General features: G+C 65.2%; 24 protein-coding genes and 1 tRNA gene. 15 read left to right on the top strand and 10 right to left on the bottom strand.

Features of this window, described 5'->3' with window-relative positions:
* Window positions 1-6: 6 nt before the first annotated feature.
* Genes gatA through EYB42_RS05765 form a run of 3 tightly spaced genes read right to left on the bottom strand, consistent with a single transcriptional unit; the run spans window position 7 to window position 2,462 of the window.
* Window positions 7-1,485: an Asp-tRNA(Asn)/Glu-tRNA(Gln) amidotransferase subunit GatA gene (gene gatA / locus EYB42_RS05775; RefSeq protein WP_135448914.1), complete on the bottom strand. Its 1,479-nt coding sequence runs from the start codon at window positions 1,483-1,485 to the stop codon at window positions 7-9.
* Window positions 1,482-1,769 carry an Asp-tRNA(Asn)/Glu-tRNA(Gln) amidotransferase subunit GatC gene (gene gatC / locus EYB42_RS05770; RefSeq protein WP_135448913.1) on the bottom strand — a complete coding sequence of 96 codons (288 nt, stop codon included), beginning with the start codon at window positions 1,767-1,769 and terminating at the stop codon, window positions 1,482-1,484. Before gatC ends, gatA begins: the two co-directional genes overlap by 4 nt.
* A gap of 27 nt (window positions 1,770-1,796) precedes the next feature.
* Window positions 1,797-2,462 (bottom strand): ceramidase domain-containing protein, encoded by a 666-nt coding sequence (locus EYB42_RS05765; RefSeq protein ID WP_240783992.1) that lies wholly within the window; start codon window positions 2,460-2,462, stop codon window positions 1,797-1,799.
* Between the two features lie 64 nt (window positions 2,463-2,526).
* On the opposite strand from EYB42_RS05765, the gene EYB42_RS05760 reads away from it, so the two are divergent.
* Window positions 2,527-3,225 (top strand): metal-dependent hydrolase, encoded by a 699-nt coding sequence (locus EYB42_RS05760; protein WP_135448911.1) that lies wholly within the window; start codon window positions 2,527-2,529, stop codon window positions 3,223-3,225.
* Between the two features lie 39 nt (window positions 3,226-3,264).
* Here EYB42_RS05760 and EYB42_RS05755 read toward each other — a convergent pair whose 3' ends face one another.
* Entirely contained in the window at window positions 3,265-3,711 is a 447-nt protein-coding gene (locus EYB42_RS05755) for a nucleoside deaminase (RefSeq protein ID WP_135448910.1), read from the bottom strand.
* Window positions 3,712-3,805: 94 nt separating this feature from the next.
* Here EYB42_RS05755 and EYB42_RS05750 point away from each other — a divergent pair, with 94 nt between their 5' ends.
* The 6 genes from EYB42_RS05750 (at window position 3,806) to EYB42_RS05725 (ending at window position 10,334) form a co-directional block, all read left to right on the top strand.
* Window positions 3,806-4,861 (top strand): pseudouridine synthase, encoded by a 1,056-nt coding sequence (locus tag EYB42_RS05750; protein ID WP_135448909.1) that lies wholly within the window; start codon window positions 3,806-3,808, stop codon window positions 4,859-4,861.
* Between the two features lie 200 nt (window positions 4,862-5,061).
* On the top strand, window positions 5,062-5,925 hold the full coding sequence (locus EYB42_RS05745) for a 5-bromo-4-chloroindolyl phosphate hydrolysis family protein (protein ID WP_135448908.1): 864 nt from the start codon (window positions 5,062-5,064) through the stop codon (window positions 5,923-5,925).
* Between the two features lie 17 nt (window positions 5,926-5,942).
* Window positions 5,943-7,115, top strand: coding sequence for a toxic anion resistance protein (locus tag EYB42_RS05740; protein ID WP_135448907.1), 1,173 nt, complete (start codon window positions 5,943-5,945; stop codon window positions 7,113-7,115).
* 16 nt (window positions 7,116-7,131) lie between these two features.
* The gene (locus EYB42_RS05735; protein WP_135448906.1) at window positions 7,132-8,070 is read left to right on the top strand and encodes a DUF2927 domain-containing protein; all 939 of its coding nucleotides are present in this window, start codon (window positions 7,132-7,134) and stop codon (window positions 8,068-8,070) included.
* A 19-nt stretch (window positions 8,071-8,089) separates the two neighbouring features.
* Window positions 8,090-9,190, top strand: a complete 1,101-nt coding sequence (locus tag EYB42_RS05730) for an SPFH domain-containing protein (protein WP_135448905.1) — start codon at window positions 8,090-8,092, stop codon at window positions 9,188-9,190.
* 7 nt (window positions 9,191-9,197) lie between these two features.
* Window positions 9,198-10,334, top strand: coding sequence for a primosomal protein N' (replication factor Y) - superfamily II helicase (locus tag EYB42_RS05725; protein WP_135448904.1), 1,137 nt, complete (start codon window positions 9,198-9,200; stop codon window positions 10,332-10,334).
* Here EYB42_RS05725 and EYB42_RS05720 read toward each other — a convergent pair whose 3' ends face one another.
* Window positions 10,335-10,523 carry a hypothetical protein gene (locus EYB42_RS05720; protein WP_135448903.1) on the bottom strand — a complete coding sequence of 63 codons (189 nt, stop codon included), beginning with the start codon at window positions 10,521-10,523 and terminating at the stop codon, window positions 10,335-10,337. It lies immediately after the preceding gene.
* 49 nt (window positions 10,524-10,572) lie between these two features.
* On the opposite strand from EYB42_RS05720, the gene EYB42_RS05715 reads away from it, so the two are divergent.
* Entirely contained in the window at window positions 10,573-10,890 is a 318-nt protein-coding gene (locus tag EYB42_RS05715; protein WP_135448902.1) for an antibiotic biosynthesis monooxygenase family protein, read from the top strand.
* A 357-nt stretch (window positions 10,891-11,247) separates the two neighbouring features.
* On the opposite strand, the gene ppk2 is transcribed toward EYB42_RS05715, so the two are convergent.
* Together ppk2 and EYB42_RS05705 are read right to left on the bottom strand one after the other, a co-directional pair.
* Window positions 11,248-12,171, bottom strand: coding sequence for a polyphosphate kinase 2 (gene ppk2, locus EYB42_RS05710; RefSeq protein WP_240783991.1), 924 nt, complete (start codon window positions 12,169-12,171; stop codon window positions 11,248-11,250).
* Window positions 12,172-12,479: 308 nt separating this feature from the next.
* Window positions 12,480-14,231, bottom strand: coding sequence for a LuxR C-terminal-related transcriptional regulator (locus tag EYB42_RS05705; RefSeq protein ID WP_167850936.1), 1,752 nt, complete (start codon window positions 14,229-14,231; stop codon window positions 12,480-12,482).
* 112 nt (window positions 14,232-14,343) lie between these two features.
* On the opposite strand from EYB42_RS05705, the gene EYB42_RS05700 reads away from it, so the two are divergent.
* Window positions 14,344-15,003, top strand: coding sequence for a glutathione S-transferase family protein (locus EYB42_RS05700; protein ID WP_135448899.1), 660 nt, complete (start codon window positions 14,344-14,346; stop codon window positions 15,001-15,003).
* Between the two features lie 34 nt (window positions 15,004-15,037).
* On the opposite strand, the gene EYB42_RS05695 is transcribed toward EYB42_RS05700, so the two are convergent.
* Window positions 15,038-15,123: transfer RNA gene (locus EYB42_RS05695), tRNA-Leu, on the bottom strand.
* A 100-nt stretch (window positions 15,124-15,223) separates the two neighbouring features.
* Here EYB42_RS05695 and EYB42_RS05690 point away from each other — a divergent pair.
* Entirely contained in the window at window positions 15,224-16,237 is a 1,014-nt protein-coding gene (locus EYB42_RS05690; protein WP_135448898.1) for a hypothetical protein, read from the top strand.
* Window positions 16,238-16,349: 112 nt separating this feature from the next.
* On the opposite strand, the gene EYB42_RS05685 is transcribed toward EYB42_RS05690, so the two are convergent.
* Window positions 16,350-16,904, bottom strand: a complete 555-nt coding sequence (locus EYB42_RS05685; protein ID WP_135448897.1) for a LuxR C-terminal-related transcriptional regulator — start codon at window positions 16,902-16,904, stop codon at window positions 16,350-16,352.
* Between the two features lie 107 nt (window positions 16,905-17,011).
* Here EYB42_RS05685 and EYB42_RS05680 point away from each other — a divergent pair, with 107 nt between their 5' ends.
* On the top strand, window positions 17,012-17,716 hold the full coding sequence (locus tag EYB42_RS05680; protein ID WP_135448896.1) for a CoA transferase subunit A: 705 nt from the start codon (window positions 17,012-17,014) through the stop codon (window positions 17,714-17,716).
* On the top strand, window positions 17,716-18,357 hold the full coding sequence (locus tag EYB42_RS05675; protein WP_135448895.1) for a 3-oxoacid CoA-transferase subunit B: 642 nt from the start codon (window positions 17,716-17,718) through the stop codon (window positions 18,355-18,357). Before EYB42_RS05680 ends, EYB42_RS05675 begins: the two co-directional genes overlap by 1 nt.
* Before the next feature lie 217 nt (window positions 18,358-18,574).
* On the opposite strand, the gene EYB42_RS05670 is transcribed toward EYB42_RS05675, so the two are convergent.
* The gene (locus EYB42_RS05670) at window positions 18,575-19,450 is read right to left on the bottom strand and encodes a lytic transglycosylase domain-containing protein (RefSeq protein WP_135448987.1); all 876 of its coding nucleotides are present in this window, start codon (window positions 19,448-19,450) and stop codon (window positions 18,575-18,577) included.
* A 346-nt stretch (window positions 19,451-19,796) separates the two neighbouring features.
* On the opposite strand from EYB42_RS05670, the gene EYB42_RS05665 reads away from it, so the two are divergent.
* The 3 genes from EYB42_RS05665 (at window position 19,797) to cpaB (ending at window position 21,349) form a co-directional block, all read left to right on the top strand.
* Window positions 19,797-19,997: a hypothetical protein gene (locus tag EYB42_RS05665; protein WP_135448894.1), complete on the top strand. Its 201-nt coding sequence runs from the start codon at window positions 19,797-19,799 to the stop codon at window positions 19,995-19,997.
* A gap of 203 nt (window positions 19,998-20,200) precedes the next feature.
* A complete protein-coding gene (locus EYB42_RS05660) occupies window positions 20,201-20,386 on the top strand; it encodes a hypothetical protein (RefSeq protein WP_135448893.1) in 186 nt (61 codons plus the stop codon).
* A 120-nt stretch (window positions 20,387-20,506) separates the two neighbouring features.
* The gene (gene cpaB, locus EYB42_RS05655; RefSeq protein WP_135448892.1) at window positions 20,507-21,349 is read left to right on the top strand and encodes a Flp pilus assembly protein CpaB; all 843 of its coding nucleotides are present in this window, start codon (window positions 20,507-20,509) and stop codon (window positions 21,347-21,349) included.
* The last annotated feature ends 144 nt before the right edge of the window (window positions 21,350-21,493 follow it).

Raw genomic sequence — 21,493 nt, 5'->3', positions numbered from 1 at the left:
CGCCCATTACCACCATTTTTCCGGCTTGGCCACAAAGCCGGCCCGCGTTTCCAACACATGTGCGTAATTCAGCAGACCCGCCTCGTCCCAGGGCCGCCCGATCAGCTGCAGCCCCAGCGGCAGCCCCTGCCCGTCCAGCCCCACGGGAACCGAGATCCCCGGTAGACCGGCCAGGTTCACCGTCACGGTGAAGACGTCGTTCAGATACATCTTGACCGGATCGGCGTCCGCCATCTCGCCCAGGCCGAAGGCCGCGCTTGGCGTGGCCGGGGTCAGGATCGCATCGACGCCCGCGGCAAAGACCGTCTCGAAATCGCGCTTGATCAGCGCCCGCACCTTGCGCGCGCGGTTGTAATAGGCGTCGTAGAACCCCGCCGACAGCACATAGGTGCCCACCATCACCCGGCGCTGCACTTCCGGCCCGAAGCCCTCGGCCCGGGTCTTCTCGTACATCTCGACGATTCCGTCACCTGCGGCCAGCTTTGCCCGATGACCATAGCGCACCCCGTCATAGCGGGCGAGGTTCGACGAAGCCTCGGCCGGGGCGATCACGTAATAGGCGGGCAGGGCGTATTTCGTATGCGGCAGGCTGATGTCGCGCACCTTGGCGCCAGCGTCCCGCATCATCTCGATGCCGCGCTGCCAGAGCGCCTCGATCTCCGCCGGCATCCCGTCCATCCGGTATTCCTTGGGAATGCCGATGACCTTGCCCCGGATGTCCCCGGTCAGGGCCGCCTCGAAGTCGGGCACCGGAAGGTCGGCGCTGGTCGAATCCTTCGGGTCGTGCCCGGCCATGGCCTGCAACATGATCGCCGCATCGCGCACCGATTTCGTCATCGGCCCGGCCTGATCCAGCGACGAGGCAAAGGCCACGATCCCCCAGCGGCTGACCCGGCCATAGGTCGGCTTGATCCCGACGATCCCGGTGAAGGCCGCCGGCTGCCGGATCGACCCGCCCGTGTCCGTCCCCGTGGCGCCCAGGCACAGGTCCGCCGCCACCGCTGCGGCCGAGCCGCCAGACGATCCCCCAGGCGTCAGAAGCCGGTCATCGACCTTCCAAGGGTTCACCGCATTGCCATAGCAGCTGGTCTCGTTGCTGGACCCCATGGCGAATTCGTCCATGTTCAGCTTGCCCAGCATCACCGCGCCCGCCTCGAACAGTTTCGCGGTCACGGTCGATTCGTATTCGGGCTTGAACCCCCGCAGGATGTTCGACGCCGCCTGGCTGAGGACGCCCTTCGTGCAGAACAGATCCTTGATCCCCAGCGGCACCCCGCACATCGAGGGCGCATCGCCCGCCCTGAGCCGCGCATCCGCCGCCCGCGCCTGCTCCAGCGCGATCTCGGGGGTCTTGTGCACGAAGGCGTTCAGCGCGTCGCCCGCATCGATCGCCGTCAGGCAGGCCATGGTCAGATCAACCGCACTGATCTCGCCCTTGCGCAGCGCATCCCGCGCCGCCGCGATAGTCCAGCTGTTCGCGCTCATTCCACCACCTTCGGCACGGCAAAGAACCCCTCGCGCGCGTCCGGCGCATTGGCCAGGATCTGCGCCTGGATGTTGCCGTCCGTCACCACGTCCGGTCGCCGCTTCAGCCGCATCGGCGTTACGCTGACCATGGGCTCGACCCCGGTCACGTCCACCTCGTTCAGCTGCTCCATGAAGCCCAGGATGCCGGAAAGCTGCCCCGCCAGCTTCGGCAGGTCCGCCTCCTCAACCCGGATGCGCGCCAGCTTTGCCACCTTGCGCGCGGTGTCGATGTCAATGGCCATGGGGCCCCCCTTGCGGTTTGGCCCCGTTTAGCCCCGCGCCCTTGCCTTCGCAAGTCGGGCCTGCGCAAGGATGTGGCGGCGCCAGACCTCGATCATCCAGCCCAGCATCAGCGCGTTCAGGATGTGCCACAGGAAATGTGTCCCCAGAGGCCCGGCATCGCACAGGGGCTCGTCCAGCGTGCGGAAGGTCAGGCTGACGATCAGTATCACCGCGCCCAGCGCCATGCCCCATGCCGTGCGCGGGTGACTGCGCCCCACAATCCAGGCATAGGCCAGGATCAGGGGCGGAATCGGCGCATAGGCGGCGGATGATGTCAGCGGCAGGACCGCGCCCAGCGCCGACCCGGCGGCCACTGCATAGGGAAAGAAGCCCAGCACCGCAGCCCAGGGCCACCAGCCGCGCCAGCTCAGCAGATCACGGGTTGCGGCGAAAAGGTAAATCAGGATGAAGGCCAGGATCGGCAATACATCCGTCAGCGCCGTCAGCCCGTTGGCATGGGTGTGAAAAAGATATGAGCCCACCCCGATCACCGCCAGCACCACGCTCAGCACACGGCCCGTCGGCATTCCGGCGGTCCGGCGCCACATGACGACCGCCGCAATCAGGAAGGCCAGGTTGGTCACGGCATTCACCGGCTCGGCCCAGTAGGCGGGGCTGGTCCGTTCGCAATAGGCGTCGATCGGGTCAAACATGGTTGTCATCCGGCTTCGGGTCCTGGATGGTAGGGCCTTCCCGAAAGACCAGAAGGAGAAACCCATGCAGATCACATGGCTTGGCCATTCCGGCTTCCGCATCGAGATCGAGAACGCCATCCTCCTGATCGACCCGTGGCTTACCGGGAACCCCGTCTTTCCCGCCGGGCGCGAGAACGAGGCCGTCCGCGGTACAACCCATATCCTTCTGACCCATGCCCATGGCGATCATGCCTCGGATGCCGCAAGACTGGCGCGCAAGCTGGGGGTCAAGATCCATTGCATCCATGAAGTTTCCCAATGGATGAACGCGAACGGGCTTGCCGAAACGGTGGGCTTCGGCAAGGGCGGCACACTCGACCTTGGCGGCGCGAAGGTGACGATGGTCAATGCCGTCCATTCTGCCAGCGTCGATTTCGCCGGCAAGGGTCTGCTGCCCGCAGGCTCGGCCGCGGGCTTCATGATCGCGGGCGAGGGGCACACGATATATGTCTCGGGCGATACCGACATCATGGCCGACATGGCCTGGATGGCGGAATACCACCAGCCCGACATCGGCATCCTGTCCTGCGGTGGGCATTACACGATGGACATGGACCGCGCCGCCTGGGCCGCGCGCAAATACTTCAACTTCCGCTGGGTGATCCCCTGCCATTACAAGACCTTCCCGATACTGGCGCAGGATGCGTCCGCCCTGCGCGCCGGCCTGCCGCCGGGCGTCGAGGTGATCGAACACAAGGTGCTGGACCCGATCCGCATCTGAGATCGGATCCGAAACTTCGCCGCGACGGGTCGGAAGCCTCTAGCGTTTCGCGGCGAAGAACCCTTTCAGCAGCACCTCGGCCTCGGCCCCGCCGATGCCGTCGTAGACTTCCGGCACATGATGGCACTGGGGATGGGTGAACACGCGCGCCCCCACCGCCACGCCGCCCGACTTGGGGTCGGCGGCCCCGTAATACAGACGGTCGATCCGCGCCATGCTGATCGCGGCGGCACACATCGGGCAGGGCTCCAGCGTGACGTAGAGCTCGCACCCGATCAGCCGCTCCGATCCGGCAAGCCGGCAGGCCTCGCGTATCGCCAGCATCTCGGCATGTGCGGTGGGATCGGCAAGCTCGCGCGTGCGGTTGCCTGCCCGCGCCACGACCTGATCGCCCCGAACGATCACCGCCCCGACCGGCACCTCGCCCCGACCGGCCGCGGCCCGCGCTTCCTCCAGCGCCAGATCCATGAACGACCGGAAGGTCATCGCGGATTGCCTCTTCTTCCGTTCACAAATATCCTCGGGGGTCCGGGGGTGGAAAACCCCCGGGGTTGGCCACCCCGCGCCAAGGATCACCGCGATGGCGCCGAAAGACAAGCAATCCCCTGACCCGAAACCGGAAGGCGAGCGCATCGCCAAGGTCCTGTCCCGCGCCGGCATCGCCTCGCGCCGCGAGGCCGAGCGGCTGATCGAACTGGGCGAGGTCAGGGTCAACGGCAAGGTCATCACCTCCCCCGCCCTGAACGTCACCGCGAAGGACAGGATCACCGTCCGGGGCGAGCCCGTCGGCCAGCCCGAACCGCCGCGACTTTGGCTTTACTACAAGCCCGAGGGGCTGGTGACCTCGGCCGCCGACGAGAAGGGCCGCGACACCGTCTTCGACCACCTGCCCGAGGACATGCCCCGCGTCATGTCGATCGGCCGGCTCGACATCAACTCCGAGGGCCTGCTGCTGCTGACCAACGATGGCGAGCTGAAGCGGCGCCTCGAACTCCCCTCGACCGGCTGGCTGCGGAAATACCGGGTGCGCGTGAAGGGCAACCCGACCGACCCTGACCTGGAACCGCTGCGCAAGGGGGTCACCATCGATGGCGAAAGGTTCCAGCCGATGGAGGTCAGGCTCGACCGCCATCAGGGTGCGAATGCCTGGCTGACGGTCGGCCTGCGCGAGGGCAAGAACCGCGAGATCCGCCGCGCCATGGCCCATATCGGGCTGACAGTGAACCGACTGATCCGGATTTCCTATGGCCCATTTCGCCTGGGCGAGCTGCAACCCGGCGAGGTCGAGGAGGTGAAGCCCCGCGTGCTGCGCGACCAGCTGGGCCTCGCCGAGACGCCGGAAACCCCGCGGCCTGCCACCCGCACCACCAGGCCCGCCGCCAAGCCAGCAGAAGGCTCGTCCGGCAAGACTAGGACGCGGACCCCGCCTAAGACCGCCGCCGAGGCGCAGACACGGTCCGGGCGCACCCCGCTCAAGCCCGGCGCGGGTCTGAAGCAGCTGTCGGAAACCTGGCAGCAGGCAACCCGTCCGCCCGGTCGCAAGACGAACGATCGACCGCCCTCGGAACGCGCTGCGAAGCCGCGCCCGATCCCCCCGAAACCCGGCCCGCGAACCGGGGGGCCGAAGAAGGGCTAGGTCCGCCGTCCACCCGAACAGGGCAAGATTGGTGCCGATTCCGCATGTTGCCGACTGGCAAGGTTGCGGGGCATCGGTTAAGCTTGCCTGCGGGGTTGTGTGTGCGGGAGGTGGCCCATGTCGGGAAGCGGACTGCGGAACCTTTCGCTGCTGCTCCTCGTAATGCTGGCGGCCTATGTCGCCTGGTCGGGGGGCACGTGATGGCGGAACGCTATGGCGGCAAGTATTCGCCCCAGGGCAGCCGACCACCGGCAACGGCACACGGCACAAGCGCAGCCAGACCACAGGGTGGCTGGCGCGCCAGTGTCCTGTTTCTGACTGCGTTCCTGTTCCTGTTTCCCGCCTTCGGCGACGGCCCGCGCGAGATGCTGCTGGGCCTGCTGGCCGGCGGTCTGATCGTGCTTTCCGCCTGGCTTTCCCGCGAGGGCCTGAAGGCGGAAGCCGCCTACCACGCGCGCAGGATCGCCCGCCGCCCGGCCGTGCCGCGCAAGCTGCTTGCCGCAGCGATGACGGGCGCGGCGCTTGCCGTGGGTGGGCTGATCGCGGATCAGGGGCTGATCTACCCGGTGTTCTATGCGCTGGCAGGCATGCTTCTGCATATGGGCGCCTTCGGACTGGACCCGATGACCGACAAGGGGATGGAGGGGATCGATGCCTTCCAGACCGGCCGTGTGGCAAGGGCGGTGGAAGAAGGCGAAAAGCATATTGCCGCAATGAAGGACGCGATCCTGCGCGCCGGCGACCGGGCGCTGGAAAAACGGGTGGACCAGTTCGCAGCGGCCGCGCGCGGCCTGTTCCGCACGATCGAGGCGGATCCGGGCGACCTGACCGCAGCGCGCAAGTACATGTCCGTCTATCTGATGGGCGCGCGCGACGCGACGGTGAAGTTCGCAGACCATTATGCCCAGACCCGCGATGCCGGGGCGCGGGCCGACTACGAAGCCTTGCTGAACGATCTTGAAACCACCTTTGCGCAGAAGACCACGGCCTTCCTGTCGAACAACCGCACCGACCTGGATGTGGAGATTGCCGTGCTGCGCGACCGCCTGAAACTCGACCATTGACCTTTGGGAGATTGCCGATGTCCACCACCGTCCAGTCCGATGCCCAGGCCCTTCTGACCGAGGTCGAAAAGGTCACCGCCGTGATCCTGCCCGAACCCATGGCCGAGGTCGTGCCCCTGGAGGCCGCCCCCACCGACCAGGCCGAGGCGATCCGCAAGCGTATGGCCGAGGTGGACCTGACGAATACCCAGTCGATCATCGCCTTCGGCTCCTCCGCGCAGGCGGAATTGCAGGTGATCAGCCAGGCCATGTTGCAGGACGTAAAGAACAAGGATGTCGGCCCCGCAGGCGATTCCCTGCGCAAGATCGTCACCACGATCCGCGGCTTTGCCACCGACGAGCTTGACCTGCGGCGTGAGGCCAGCTGGTGGGAACGCCTTCTGGGCCGCGCCGCCCCCTTCGCGGAATTCGTCGCGAAGTATGAGCAGGTGCAGGGCCAGATCGACAGGATCACCGAGGAACTGCTGGCCCACGAGCACAAGTTGCTGAAGGACATCAAAAGTCTGGATGTCCTATACGCCAGGACGCTGGATTTCTACAACGAACTTGCCCTCTACATCGCGGCGGGCGAGGCCAAGCTGGCCGAGGTGGACGGCACCCTGATCCCGGCGAAGGAGGCCGAGGTCGCCGCCGCACCCGAGGCCGATCAGGTGATGAAGGCGCAGGAGTTGCGCGACCTGCGGTCGGCCCGCGACGACCTTGAACGCCGGGTGCACGACCTGCGGCTGACCCGGCAGGTAACGATGCAGTCGCTGCCATCGATCCGCCTTGTGCAGGAAAACGACAAGAGCCTTGTCACCAAGATCAACTCGACGCTCGTCAACACCGTACCGCTTTGGGAAACCCAGCTTGCGCAGGCGGTGACGATCCAGCGGTCGAAAGAGGCCGCGCAGGCGGTGCGCGACGCCAACGACCTGACGAACGAACTGCTGAAGTCGAACGCCGAGAACCTGCAACAGGCGAACCGCGCCGTGCGCGAGGAAATGGAACGCGGCGTCTTCGACATCGAGACAGTGAAACAGGCCAACGCGACCCTTATCGCCACGATCAACGAAAGCCTCGCCATCGCCGACGAGGGCAAGGCCCGCCGGGCCGCCGCCGAAGCGGAACTGACGAAGATGGAGGCGGAACTGCGCGATGCCCTGGCGGCCGCAAGGGCCCGCCAGTCCGCCCCTGCAACCCCCGCCTGAGGACTGCCCCCCGAACATGCGCAAGACCCCGACCTGGACGATGCTGGTGGCCGTTACCGCCGCCCTGACACTTGCCGCCTGCGTCGCAACCGAGCCGGAGCCCGCGCCCCCACCGGCGCCGCAACCGCCGGCACCGGCAGTGCCCGAGCCCACACCCAAAAGCGCGGCTGCGACTGCCTATTATGCGCGCGTTCAGGCGATGCTGCTTTCCCAGGGGCTTCTGCGCACCGACGGCGGCAGCAACATTCCCTTCACCGACCGGATGCTGGCCGAAAACTTCATGCGCATCGCGCTGTTCGACGAATACCGCCGCACCGATCGCGGTTTCGTGCGGGAAGAGACCGAAGGCCGTCTGCGCCGCTGGGAAGTGCCGGTCCGCGTCGGCCTGCGGTTCGGGGCCAGCGTCCCGGCAGACCGGCAGGCCACCGACCGGTCGCGCATCGGCAGCTTTGTTGCCCGTCTCGCAGAGGTCACGGGGCACAACATCACGATGGACGATGCCAACGCGAACTTCGTCATCCACATCGTGTCCGAGGACGAACGCGAGGCACTTGGTCCGAAGGTCCGCGCCGTCCTGCCAACCCTGTCGCAAGCCGACCTGAACGGCATCCTGAACATGCCGCGCAGCACCTACTGCCTGGTCTACGCCCTTTCCGAAGGCAATTCGGGCGCCTATTCGCGCGCGGTCGCGGTGATCCGGTCCGAACACCCCGACCTGTTGCGCCTGTCCTGCGTGCACGAGGAACTGGCACAGGGGCTGGGCCTGCCAAACGACAGCCCCCGCGCGCGGCCCTCGATCTTCAACGACGACGAGGAATTCGCCTTCCTCACCGATCACGACGAACTGCTGCTTCAGATGCTATACTCACCCGAGCTGCGCCCCGGCATGACTGCCGACGAGGCACGGCCCATAGTCTTTTCCCTAGCGCGTCGCCTGATGGGTGGCGACAGTTGACCTTAGAACGGAGGGCGCCATGGTCTTCGAATTCCTTAAGGGCGAGTTCATCGACGTCATTTCCTGGCTCGACGACACCCGCGATACGATGGTCTGGCGGTTCGACCGGCGTGGTCAGGCGATCAAGATGGGGGCCAAGCTGACCGTCCGTGAAGGCCAGGCGGCGGTGTTCATTCACGAAGGCCAGCTGGCCGATGTGTTCGGCCCCGGTCTCTACATCCTTGAGACCAACAACATGCCGATCATGACCACGCTTCAGCACTGGGACCACGGCTTCCAGTCGCCGTTCAAGTCCGAGGTCTATTTCGTAAACACCACGCGCTTCAACGACCTGAAATGGGGCACCAAGAACCCCATCATGCTGCGCGATCCGGAATTCGGCCCAGTCAGGTTGCGCGCCTTCGGCACCTATTCGATGCGGGTCAGCGATCCCGGCAGGTTCATGGTGGAAATCGTGGGCACCGATGGCGAGTTCACGACCGACGAGGTTTCGAACCAGATCCGAAACCAGATCGTTCAGGCCGCGTCCGAGGCCTTGGCGAGGTCGGGGATCCCCGTCCTGGACATGGCCGCGAACCTTTCCGACCTGGGCAAGATCATTGCCAATGCGATCACGCCGAAGGTGGCTGAATATGGCCTGTCGATACCGGAATTCTACATCGAAAACATCAGCCTGCCGGAAGAGGTTGAAAAGGCCCTGGACAAGCGCAGTTCCATGGGCGTGGTGGGCGATCTGCAAAGATACATGCAGTTCAGCGCGGCCGAGGCCATGGGCCAGACGGGCAGCGCGATGGGTGCGGCGATGGGCGCCGGAATGGGCGCCGGCATGGGCATGGGCATGGCGCAAAACATGGGGCCATGGGGGGCCAAGCCCGGCGCAGCAGCAGCTGCTGCTGCTCCTCCTCCGCCGCCGCCTGCCGCGAAGGTCTGGCATCTGGCCGAGAACGGCGCAACGCAAGGCCCCTTCGGCGAAGGCGATCTTTCGCGCCTCGTGTCCGAAGGCAGGCTGACCCGGGCAACCATGGTCTGGACCCCCGGTCAGGACGGCTGGAAGATGGCCGCCGAGACCGACCTTGCCCGGCTTCTGGACAGCGTTCCGCCACCGCCCCCGCAGCCCTGACAGCCCGATGCCACAGGACGAATACCGCTGGCCCTGTTCTCAGTGCGGCGCACAACTGCGGTATACCCCGGGGCAGACGCATCTGACCTGCGCGCATTGCGGGCATGAGCAGGACATCCCCGCAAAACCGGCCAGCAGTCGGGCAAGGGCCCTGCAAGAACTTGATCTGGCGACAGGATTAAGGGGTGCCCTGCCCGCCTCGGATCTGGCCGAAGCGCGGACGACCACCTGCCCTTCCTGCGGCGCGGTGATCGAGATAACGGGCGCGACACACGCCACGCAATGCCCCTTCTGTGCCACCCCCGTGGTGCTGGACACCGGCACCCAGCGCCACATCAAGCCGCAGGCACTGGTGCCCTTTGCACTGACCGAAGCACAGGCACGCAAGGCGCTGATCGCCTGGATGGGCAGCCTGTGGTTCGCGCCGAACACGCTTCTGGAATATGCCCGCAAGGGCCGCGCGATGAACGGGGTCTATGTCCCCTTCTGGACCTTCGATGCCGTGACGGCCAGCCGCTACACGGGCGAACGCGGAGAATACTACTACGAGACGCGGACCGTGCAGGTGCGCGTGAACGGCAAGATGGAGACGCGGCAGGAACAGGTGCGCCATACGCGCTGGTATCCGGCATCGGGCCGCGTGGCGCGCGATTTCGACGATGTGCTGGTCATGGCCTCGCGCAGCCTGCCCGCCCGGCTGGGCAACGAGCTGACGCCCTGGGATCTTGGGGCGCTGGTGCCATACAGCCCCGAATTTCTTGCCGGATTCCAGGCCGAAGGCTACACCGTCGATCTGCCCGAGGGTCATGCCCAGGCCCGCGATCGGATGGCGCAGGTGATCCGCGAGGACGTGCGCCGCGACATCGGCGGGGATGAACAGCGCATCCATGGCATCGAGACGCGCTGGTCGAACGAGACCTTCAAGCACATCCTGCTGCCGGTCTGGATGGCGGCCTACAAGTACAACGGGAAAAGCTACCGCTTTCTGGTCAACGGCCAGACCGGCGAGGTGCAAGGCGAGCGTCCCTGGTCGATCTGGAAGATCGCCTTTGCAGCGATTGTCTTGTTTTTCCTGATACTTGGTACGATCTACCTGTCCGACCCCGAGGCGCTGGGCCTGCCGCCAGCCGATTGGATGGACTGATCAGTCGGCCTTGCGCGACAGGATCAGTGCCCAGAAGGCATAGGCCCCGGCGGCAAGGAACAGCACGCCCCAGAAGGGGGCCTGCATCCACACAAACTCCACAATCCCCCAGCCGGTCGGCAGGATCACAGTGGCCCAACGCACCCAGGGCCGGGCAAAGAACGGGTCTTCGGGATCGAGAATCTTCATGCCTTTGCCCTTGGTCCGTGGCATCCTGACCCTAGAGAGGGAGGACGACATGCCCCATATTGTCAAGGATTTCCAAGGACAAACCGTCATCACCACCTTCGAGACCACCCCCGCGACCGCCTTCGACCTGGTCGAGGCGCTGGAGGCGGCCTATCGCGACTGCATCAGCCGTCAGCCGGGCTTCATCGCCGCCGGGCTGCACATGAACGACGCCCGGACACGGATCTGCAACTATTCGCAATGGCGAAGCCGTGCGGATTATCAGGCCATGCTGCGGACGGACGAGATGCGCGAACGGAACCGGAAGATCAACGAGCTTTGCAAAGGGTTCGAGCCGGTTATGTACGAGGTGGTGGGCGTCTTTTAGGCCTTGTCCTGCGTTCCACATACGCCGGATCGGCAGGAAGGGCCGAAGATACCGCACCTTTTGCCCTATTCCGCCAGTTCTCCTTGCCTCTCTGTGCGTCGTCGGGACAGCGCGTTGACCGTTGGGGCGAATCGGCACCCCGTCTTGCAGCCTGCCGCGATTGCCCTTGCGGCCCCCCGCTGGCATACGAGGGGCCCAGCGCCGGTTGCCGACTGGCGCTGGACTGGCCGGGAAAAGCCCGCGAGAGAAGAATCTTCCCCCGCGGGCAATCCGCGCCACGACGCGTCTCTGGGGCTGACGGTCGGGGAACGGGGTCTGAGAGGCATGCGCGCGGCATGCCAGGCGTGCCGACAGCCCCTAGCCGCGCTGCATCGCCGGGTGGGTGGCCGCATCATAGATGCCCGGCCCTGTGCCGATCACCTGCGCCGCCCGTCCCACGATCAGCGGGTCGGGCTGGCCCACCACCGCGTGGTCCTTGTTCGGATAGTCGATCGTGGACAGGAAATGCTTCATGCAGTTCAGCCGTGCACGTTTCTTGTCGTTCGACTTTACGATGACCCAGGGCGCATCGGCGGTATCGGTGTAGAAGAACATCGCCTCCTTGGCTTCAGTATAATCATCCAACCGGTCGAGCGATGCTTTGTCAATGGGCGAAAGCTTCCACATCTTCAACGGGTCGGTTTCCCGCGCCTTGAAGCGGGCGCGCTGTTCCTCGCGGGTGACACTGAACCAGTACTTGTAAAGCCGGATGCCAGAGCGGACCAGCATTCGCTCGAACTCGGGCGCCTGACGCATGAATTCCAGGTATTCGGTCGGCGTGCAGAACCCCATAACCCGCTCCACGCCGGCGCGATTGTACCAGCTGCGGTCGTAGAACACCATTTCGCCGGCGGTGGGCAGATGCGCGATATAGCGCTGAAAGAACCATTGCCCCTTTTCCACATCCGAAGGCTTGGTCAGCGCACAGACACGGGCATAGCGCGGGTTCAGATGTTCCATGAACCGCTTGATCGTACCACCCTTCCCGGCCGCGTCGCGCCCCTCCATCAGGATCACGAACTTCTGCCCGGTCTCCTGCGCCCAGATCTGCACCTTCAGAAGTTCCGCCTGCAGCCGGGCCTTTTCAGCCTCGTATGGCGCACGGCCCATGAGGCGCGCGTACGGATAGCGACCGCTTTCGAACGCCTGGTGCAAGGGCGTGGCGGCCACGGGAAATTTCTTCGGACCCGGCTTTTCATCGACCGGCTTCGCGTTCGGTTCGACCATGGGCGCCGATGTCATCGCTTCAATGCTTTGGCTGTCATCCATGCGGCTGATACCTCCGGTTCATGTCTCACCTTTTTTTGAGATATTGACACAAAACCGTGATCTTTGCCTTGATGCGGATCAATCGGCCAAATCTTCACCGCCTAAAAAGGAACGGGGCGGCGCCAAAAAGGAACGGGGCGGCGAGGGTCCAGTTCCCGCCGCCCCGGATCATGAAAATGCATGTCTGAAAAGCCTTGCCGCCAATTCGCTGCGGACACTTTTTCGATACCAGAGCCGGGATCTGGCCACATACCCCAACTGCGGTAAGTCCGCGGCGACCTTCAGTCTTGCCGGGTGCAGAACATGGCCTCAACCGCATCAAGAACCTGGGGCCATTCGGCAAAGAACAACAGTTGTCCGGTTCCTGGCAGGAAGCGGATGTCGAGATGCGGATATTCGGCGGCCAGTTCGCGGATGGTCTGGACGGGCGACTGCGGATCCTGGTCGCCCTGCAACAGCAGGACCGGAACCCTTGCCATGCGGACCAGCGCCGACCAGTCGCGTTCCGACCCGAGGCATTCGGCGGTGAAGGCGGCATGGGCCGACCAGGTGCGGGTCATGCACACGTCCGATCCCTCTAGTACGGCCACCCGCACATCGGGGCGCGAGAAAGTCTCCGTATCAGCCTGGCTGCCGCCGTTGACCTGGCGGAAGAAGGCCTCTTTCCCAAGACGCCGGGCCAGCGAAAACCCCGCCTGCACCAGAAAGGGCAACACCTTCGGGGCATGGCGGGCGTTGGCCAGGATGAAGCGCTGCCACTTGTCCATCCTTTCGTACTGGCTGGCCGAACGGATCGGCAGCTGGCATGCCGCACCCACGATCCCGCGCACGAGGTCGGGCCGTTTCAGCGACAGGTTCAGGGCAAAGCGCAGGTCGGCGCCCAGCGGGATCGCCACCGCGCCCGTCACCTGCAGATGATCCAGGATCGCGGCATAGTCGCGCGTGACGCCTTCCAGGTGATCGGCGCCCTTGGGCAAGGGTTCGGTCCGGCCATAGCCCTGACGGACCGGCACGATCACCCGCAGCCCCCGCGCCGCAGCCGCCCGTTCGGCTGGCGCAGGCCAGCGGGTCAGTCCGAAGTCGAGATGCATGTAGAGAACAGGCCGACCGCGCGGGTCGCCGAATTCGATCCAGGTCAGCCGCCGCCCGTCCGGCCCCCGGATTTCCCTGAAGGGCCTTTGTTCCAGCATGCCACGGGGGCCGCCGAACGATTCGCCCCCGGTCGGGATCAGCGCCACATCCATCAACCCCAGCACCACCCGTACCAGTTCGGACTGGCTGTGCGTTTCGGTCTTGGCGAGGACCGAACGGACCTGCGTGCGCACCGTTTCCAGAGACCTGCCCCGCGCTTCGGCGATGTCGCGCAGGGGCAGGCCCAGCGTCACGCCGCGCACGATCTCGACCTCGGCCGTAGTCAGACCGAAGGCCTCCTGCACCGTGGTTTCGAAACCCTCGGGCCAGACGAGTTCCGTCGAGACGACCAGCGCAAGGGGTCGCGCCGCACCGGCCTCGACCGGGCTGACACGAAGGATCACCGGACTGCCGGTCACGGTCGAACGGATGCGCAGCGTGACAACCTTTTCCGCCTTGCGGGCCGCAACCCGGCGAATCACACCCTTCAGCAGTTCCCTGTCCTCCTCGTCGAAGGGCAGGGCCGCGAAGGCTCCACCCTCGGAGATGCCGAAGGCCACCTCGGCGGGGCGATTGCAGGCGTGGATCGTGGCGCCGCCATCGCTGATGAAGGCCGCAGATCGCGGAATGTCGGCCAGGACCGAAGGCTTGCCGGCAGCTTCCTGAACGGCCTCGTAGCGGTCAAGAAACACAGTCGCACGCTGAAGATGCGCCTCGATCTCCGGATCCTCCAGCGGGATCGCACTGTCACGCAGGGGCGCGGCACGGTCTTCCCAGACCTCGAGCAGTTCCTCCAACCGGATCGGGTCCATCGCGACATCGTAAAGCCGCTCGACGATCTCGGCCCGGTGGTCGCGATCGGCAAGGATGGCTACGTTCGTCGATGGCCTGGACTCGGTCATATCCGAGTCCTTAGGCCTTTGCATGAATTCATCAAGACACCGGATGATCGCAGGCCCCTTTTTCGGGGCGGCACGACGGCATAGGCTTGCCCCGTCACAACAGGAGTCCTTGATGATCACCCTTTACGGCGTCTTCCGCAGCCGGGCCTCGCGGCCGATCTGGTTGCTGTACGAACTGGATCTGCCTTTCATCCATGTTCCGGTGATCCAGGCCTACCGCCTGCCTCAGGCCAGCGCGCCGGATGCGCCGCTGAATACGGCCTCGCCCGAGTTCCTGAGGGTCAACCCGCTGGGTCAGATCCCGGCTTTCGTCGAGGATGGCCTCGTGCTGACCGAAAGCCTTGCCATCACCAATCACATCGCCCGCACGCGGGGGGGCGCCCTTGGCCCGCAAGACGCGGCCGAGGCGGCGCTGATCGACCAGTGGACGCTGCTGGCAGTCACGGCGATCGAGGCCCCGGCGCTGGAGATCATGCTGGTCACCAACGCCGGCGGCGATGGAACCCCCGAGGGGCAGGCCGCCATCGCCATCGCCGCCGAAAGGCTGCGTCGGCCGTTGCAACGGCTTGAGACCCACCTGAAGGCTCATGGCCATCTGGTTGGCGGCCGGTTTACCGTGGCCGACCTGAACCTTGCCGAATGCCTGCGTTACGCCCAGGCACATCCGGCGCTGATCGGCGAATTCCCAGCGGTCGAGTCCTGGCTCAAGGCCTGCCAGGTGCGCCCGGCGTTCCAACGCATGTGGGCCGCGCGGATGGCCGAACCGGCTTGACGCGCGCCGGCAGCCCACGGCATGCTGGTGGCTCTGGTGCCCGCGGCCGGATTTGAACCGGCATGGCCTTGCAGCCGAGGGATTTTAAGTCCCCTGTGTCTACCGTTCCACCACACGGGCAGCAGAACGCACGCACCATAACGATTTCGTCGGCCCCGGAAAGCCCCGGATTTGACAGGGGCTCCCGGAAGGTTACGGTCGGCCCCGGGAGGTATGCCCCATGGCCCGATCCGAATCCCTGCCGCAAGACGACCTGCGCCGGATCGTGGAGGCGAGCCTTGCGCATCTTCTTCGCCTGATCCAGCCGAACGGCAGGTTCGTCTATGCCCATCCGTTCGGTGCGCCCGACCGGCCGCTCGACGGCTACAACATGCTGCGGCATTGCGGGACGCTGTGGTTCATGCTGCGGGCGATCAACGACCTGGGGCTGCACCTGACCGAGGGCGACCGGCAGGCGCTGGTCCGGGCGGTGCGCCATGCCGCAGGCAGGTTCGACCGACCGTCCTGGCTGCCAGGCCAGACGCTGGCACTGGTGACGAAAGGGGCCGTGAAGACCGGGGGCGTCGGACTGGCCCTGGTCATGCTGGCCGAAGCGCGGCGCGCAGGGCTGACCGGCGCGACGCCAGATGCGCCGGACGACACGATCGCCGCGCTGGCCGCCTACGGGAACGCGCAACGCGAAGGGACGGACTTCTTGCACAAACGGCAGTTCGAGGATGGCACCGTGCTACCCTTCCGCAGCGGGTATTACACGGGCGAATTGCTGTTCGGACTGTTCACGACCGGCACGGCCGACGCCGGCGCGGTTGCCGCGGCCGAGGCCTTGATCTCAAGACGCTACGGCGTGGCCGAGCAGAGCCACTGGATGGCCTATGCCGCCTGCGAGGCAGCCGAGCGTGGCCTGATCGGCGAAGAGCGGCTCATCGGCTATCTGACCGATCTGATCGGTGCAATCCTTGACGATGTCACCTGTCGCAAGCGGCGCCAGTCCACCCCCATCGCCTGCCGCGCCGAGGCGCTGACGCAGTTCGTCCTGCTTTGCGACCGCTGGCCAGGACGCTTTGCCCCGGACCTGCGCCAGGCGGCGCTGGCGGCCGCCGACGAGAACCTGGCCCTGCAGATGGAATGGTATGGCGAGGGTCAGTTCGTGAAGGGCGACGGGGACGACAAGGTGCAGATCGATTACATCCAGCACAATGCCACGGCCTTCCTGAACCGCTGGCTGTGCGCCTGACCGCACCGGTCCAGGGGGCGGGTTCAGCGCAAAGCGGTGTCTTGATCGGCGCGTGCAACCGGATCGGGCGGCCCCGGGGCGGGGAAATCCTGGAAAGGGCGAAGCCGGGCCTTCAGCCCTCGACCGCGCCGGGGGCGGCCAGCAGGCGGCTGACAAGTTCGAAGCTGTTCCTGACCTGCATCTTGCGGATCATGTTGGCGCGATGAACCTCGACGGTGCGGGGCGAAGAGCCCAGCGCCTGGGCGATTTCCTTCGAGGTGAAGCCGTTGACCAGATAACGCGCGATGCGCCGTTCGGTGGGCGTCAGGGCGCCGGCCGGACCCTCGGCTTCCAGCGGCCGGTAGGTCCAGATCGCCAGGCGCTGCGGATCGTCGCGATCAAGCGCGGTGCCGCGGCCCTCCATCCAGACGACCTGCCCGTCCTTCCGGCGCATGAAGCGCTCGTCACGATAGACTTCGGTCTCGCGCATGGCGCGGCGGGCACGATCGCCGATCACCTCGTAATCAGTCTGGCCCGGGTAGAGGATGCGGATCGACTGGCCCTCCAGCTCGGCCGGGCGCCAGCCGAACACCGGCTCGACCCGCAGCGAGGCCCGCAGGATCACCCGGTCGGCCAGGATAAGGGTCGCGTCAGGGGCGTGGCGGAAGGCAAGGCGTTCTGGGTCCATGGACGGGCCTACGTAGGGGACTACGTATTCTTACGGATGGTGACGCGGGGCGCAATCTTTCAGGATCGGCAGCGACCGGCGGGTCGCCCGCCGGAGGGGAGAGCAAGATGAACAAGGTTTACCCAAGTGCCGCAGAGGCGCTGAAGGGCGTGCTGCACGACGGCATGCTGATTGCCTCGGGCGGCTTCGGCCTCTGCGGCATCCCTGAACTGCTGATCGCCGCGATCCGTGACAGCGGCGTAAAGGGGTTGACGGTTGCATCGAACAACGCCGGCGTGGACGGATTCGGCCTGGGGATGCTGCTGGAAACGCGGCAGGTTAAGAAGATGATCTCGTCCTATGTCGGCGAGAATGCGGAATTCATGCGCCAGTATCTGTCGGGCGAGCTGGAGCTGGAGTTCAACCCGCAGGGCACGCTGGCCGAACGGATGCGGGCGGGTGGTGCGGGAATTCCGGCCTTCTACACGCCGACCGGCGTAGGCACGGTGATCGCCGAGGGCAAGGAGCACAAGGAGTTCGACGGCAAGACCTATATCCTCGAGCGGGGGATCGTCGCCGACCTGTCGATCGTGAAGGCGTGGAAGGCAGACCCCTCGGGCAACCTGGTCTTCCGCAAGACCGCGCGGAACTTCAACGTGCCGGCGGCCACCTGCGGCAGGATCTGCGTGGCCGAAGTGGAAGAGATCGTACCCCTGGGAAGCATTGATCCGGACCACGTGCATCTGCCCGGCATCTATGTGCACCGGATCATCCAGGGGCCGCACGAGAAGCGGATCGAACAGCGCACTGTGCGCAAGCGGGAGGCAGTGTGATGACCGAGGCAAAGGGCTGGGACCGCAACGGCATGGCGGCCCGCGCGGCGCAGGAGCTGCGCGACGGGATGTATGTGAACCTGGGCATCGGGATCCCGACGCTGGTGGCGAACTACATCCCCGAAGGCGTGAACGTCACCCTGCAATCGGAAAACGGGATGCTGGGCATGGGCCCGTTCCCCTATGAGGGCGAGGAAGACCCCGACCTGATCAACGCGGGCAAACAGACGATCACCGAACTGCCGCAGACCGCCTATTTCGATTCGGCGACAAGCTTTGCCATGATCCGCGGCGGCAAGATCGCCATGGCCATCCTGGGCGGCATGGAGGTCAGCGAACAGGGCGACCTGGCGAACTGGATGATCCCTGGCAAGCTGGTCAAGGGCATGGGCGGCGCGATGGACCTGGTCGCAGGCGTGGGACGGGTTGTGGTAGTAATGGACCACACCTCGAAGCACGGCGAATCGAAGGTTCTGCGGGAATGCACACTGCCGCTGACCGGCAAAGGGGTGGTGGATCGGATCATCACCAACCTGGGCGTGCTCGACGTTGGCCACAAGGGCCTGCACATCGTGGAACTGGCCCCCGGCGTCACCGAGGCAGAACTGCGCGCCGCGACCGAAGCCACGATCGTTGACTGAGCATCAGGCCACGGGGCTATCGCACGTCGCGCCCCGTGATCTGCCCGCGCCGAATGGCAGGTGGCGTGACGGGGCCGACAGGCTACGTCACCTGGGCAGCGCAGAAGTTGGCCGACCGCAGGCCTTGCCCGATGCTTGCTTGTGCGGGTCTGCCGTCCTGCGGGTGCACGTCCGGCCGACGCACGCGACTGCGGGTGCGGCGGCGTTCATGGCAGTGTCACCCTGCCCCGCGCGCGTCCTCGCCGCGCGTCGAGATAACCCGGAACACGCAGGGGTCAGTCACCAGCTGCGGTGGCGTCAGGCACAGACCCTGGGCCACCTGCCAGGCGGCCAGCACCTTGGGCACATAGTCGCGCGTCTCGGCATAGGGCGGCACGCCCTGGTTCGCCCGGACCGCCCCCTCACCCGCATTGTAGGCGGCCAGAACCATCAGCGGATCGTTGTCGAACTCTTTCAGCAACCAGCTCAGATAGGCCACCCCGCCCTTGATGTTCTGGACGGGGTCCGTCGAATCGGTCACGCCGAACCGCCTGGCTGTGGCCGGGATCAGCTGCATCAGGCCGACAGCCCCTGCATGGCTGACCGCATCCGGCCGCCCGGCGCTTTCGATGCCGATCACAGCCAGCACCAGCGCCGGCGAGACATCGGTGCCGACCGTGGCCAGCAGGATATCCTTGCCATACCTGTCGGCGATGTCCTGCAGGTGCTGCATCCGTGGCGCGCGCACGGTTTCGCCGCCCGGGCCCTGCGTCAGCGCGGCAAGCGCCAGGTCATAGCGGCCGCGCACCTCGTTGATGCCGGCCGGAACCTTTTCCCAGAACCACGCATAGGATGACTTCGGCGCCGGCCCCGATGGTGCGGCAGGCGCGGCGGCGGGCCTGTCCTGTGACCGGTCACGAATGGGGCGCGGATCGACCTTCGGCAGGGCAGCCAGATAGCGGGCCTGTTCTTCCGGGTCGATCTGAACGGTGATGCGCTTGCCGGGCTGGCTGTCACCGACCTTGATCCGTTTGAAGCTGAAATCGTCGGCAGAAGCCGCCCAGGGGCTTGCGGCACACAGAATCACTGCGATCGGTCGGGTGATGGTCCGCATCTGCGGGTGCCTGTTCGCTGTGTCGTCCGGCCCGAAGAATCGCAGCTTAAGGCCTGTGCTGCCAGCCATTTTCTGCATGAATCATGGCATTTTCGCCAGATTTGACCCGAAAACCACGCCCCAGGGTAGCACCGCAGAAATAGCGTTAAGGTTTCTTTCATTCATTTTCAATGGTTTGGAAATTTTTTAAGGTTGCCCCAAGAATCCCTTGGATTGATCCCTCATTGTCCAAACTGATGCCACGATTCGGGGGCCATATGAGGCCATACCGAACGGCGCCGCCTCCGGGAAAGGTTGGTCCGCTACGGTTGACCGAGACCTGCGAACCTTAGAAAGGGATATGTCCATGACCAAGTTTTCTGCCTTCCTCAAAGACGAAACCGGCGCCGTGACCGTTGACTGGGTGGTTCTGACCGCCGCTGTCGTCGGCCTGGGCCTGGTGGTCTTCAACTTCGTCCGTCCGGCCGTGTCGTCGCTGGCCGAGGGCATCGGGAGCGAATTGCAAGCTGCCGGTTCCTGCATGAATTCTACCGCCTCCACCTGCTGATAGCCTGACGGGCTTGTGGTGCTCCGGCCGCGTTCCCTGGTGTGCGCGGCCGGTTCAATTTTCCGGACAGGCCAGTGTGACCGTCCACACGGATGAGGCATCCGGAACCACGAATTGTCTGATATCGGCTGCAGTTTCGCCGCAATCAGCCTGAACAATCGGCTTGGCAAGCAGGTGTTGCAGCCGCGCAGATGGAGATGGGGATGGCCGACTGGAAGCAATTTGCGCAAGACGAATCCGGCGCCGTGACGGTTGACTGGGTCGTTCTGACGGCCGGTGTCGTTGCTATGGCGATGCTTGTGATGCCACCAATCAAAAGCGCGATCGGCGACATGGCGGGCTACATCAGGGATACGGTGTTGGCCTATGGCGACTATCTTCAGCCGTAACATCCGCTGATGCGCGACGGCAATCGGGGGCATCCGGCAGCTTGCGTGCTGGCGGCCCCTTCTGTCATCAAGGCCCCGGGCGATCCGGGTAATTCGGCGACCTAGCGTAGGGACAAGGAAATGAGAGCAGTCTTCCTGTTGGTACTGGTGGTCGGCATGGGGCTGGCGGGTGCCGCTGTCTACATGATCCAGGACTACATCGCGCAGACCGAAGCCTTGCTGCAGAAGGAGCGCGAATTCAACGCGAAGGCCGGCAAGCTGGTCGAGGTCTATGTGTTCAACAAGGCCCTGAACTACGGCGACCCGCTGAAGCCCGAGGATGTGCAGCTGATCTACTGGCCGGAACGCAACCTGCCCAAGGCCATCTTCCGCGACCAGGCCGAACTGTTCCCCGAAAACGCCAAGGGCCCGCGCTACGTCATGCGCGCCACCGAGGCCTTCGAGCCGGTGCTGGCCAGCCGGGTCACCGAGCCGGGTGAACTGGCGGGACTGACCGCCAAGCTGGAACCGGGGATGCGCGCCTTTGCGATCAAGGTGGGGGTCGCCTCGGGCGTGTCGGGCTTTGTCCAGCCCGACGACTATGTGGATATCTACTGGACCGGATCCATCCGCGGCTCTGACGGCGAGGTCACCCGCCTGATCGAAAGTTCGATCAAGATCATCGCGGTGGACAATGCCTTCAACCAGGGTCAGGTCACAACAGGCGACGCCAGGACCGTGACCGTGGCTGCCACGCCGGATCAAGTGGCACGCCTGGCACAGGCCCAGTCGAGCGGCCGTCTGTCGATGTCGCTGGTGGGCGACCCGAGCGAGACGGTGACCGAGCTTGTCGAGGTCGACAGCAGGAAGCTGCTGGGCATCGAGGAGAAGAAGGTCGAAGAGGTCGAAGCCGAAAAAGTCTGCACGATCAAGTCGAACAAGGGCGGCGAAGTCGTCGAGACGGTGATCCCCTGCCGCGACTGACACCGGGGACTGGCATTCGGGGCGCGGCCACATGATATGGGGCCGCGCCCCATTCGTTTCTCTACAACTTGCGGCATGTTGCATGTTGTCCACATAAAGAAAACCTTACAAGCAACTGATTATTGCAAAAAAAACATTCGCCCC

Source organism: Tabrizicola caldifontis, from assembly GCF_004762095.1.
Lineage (GTDB): Bacteria > Pseudomonadota > Alphaproteobacteria > Rhodobacterales > Rhodobacteraceae > Tabrizicola > Tabrizicola caldifontis.
The sequence above is the reverse complement of the archived record's forward strand: the minus strand, read 5'-3'. Positions and strand labels throughout refer to the sequence as shown.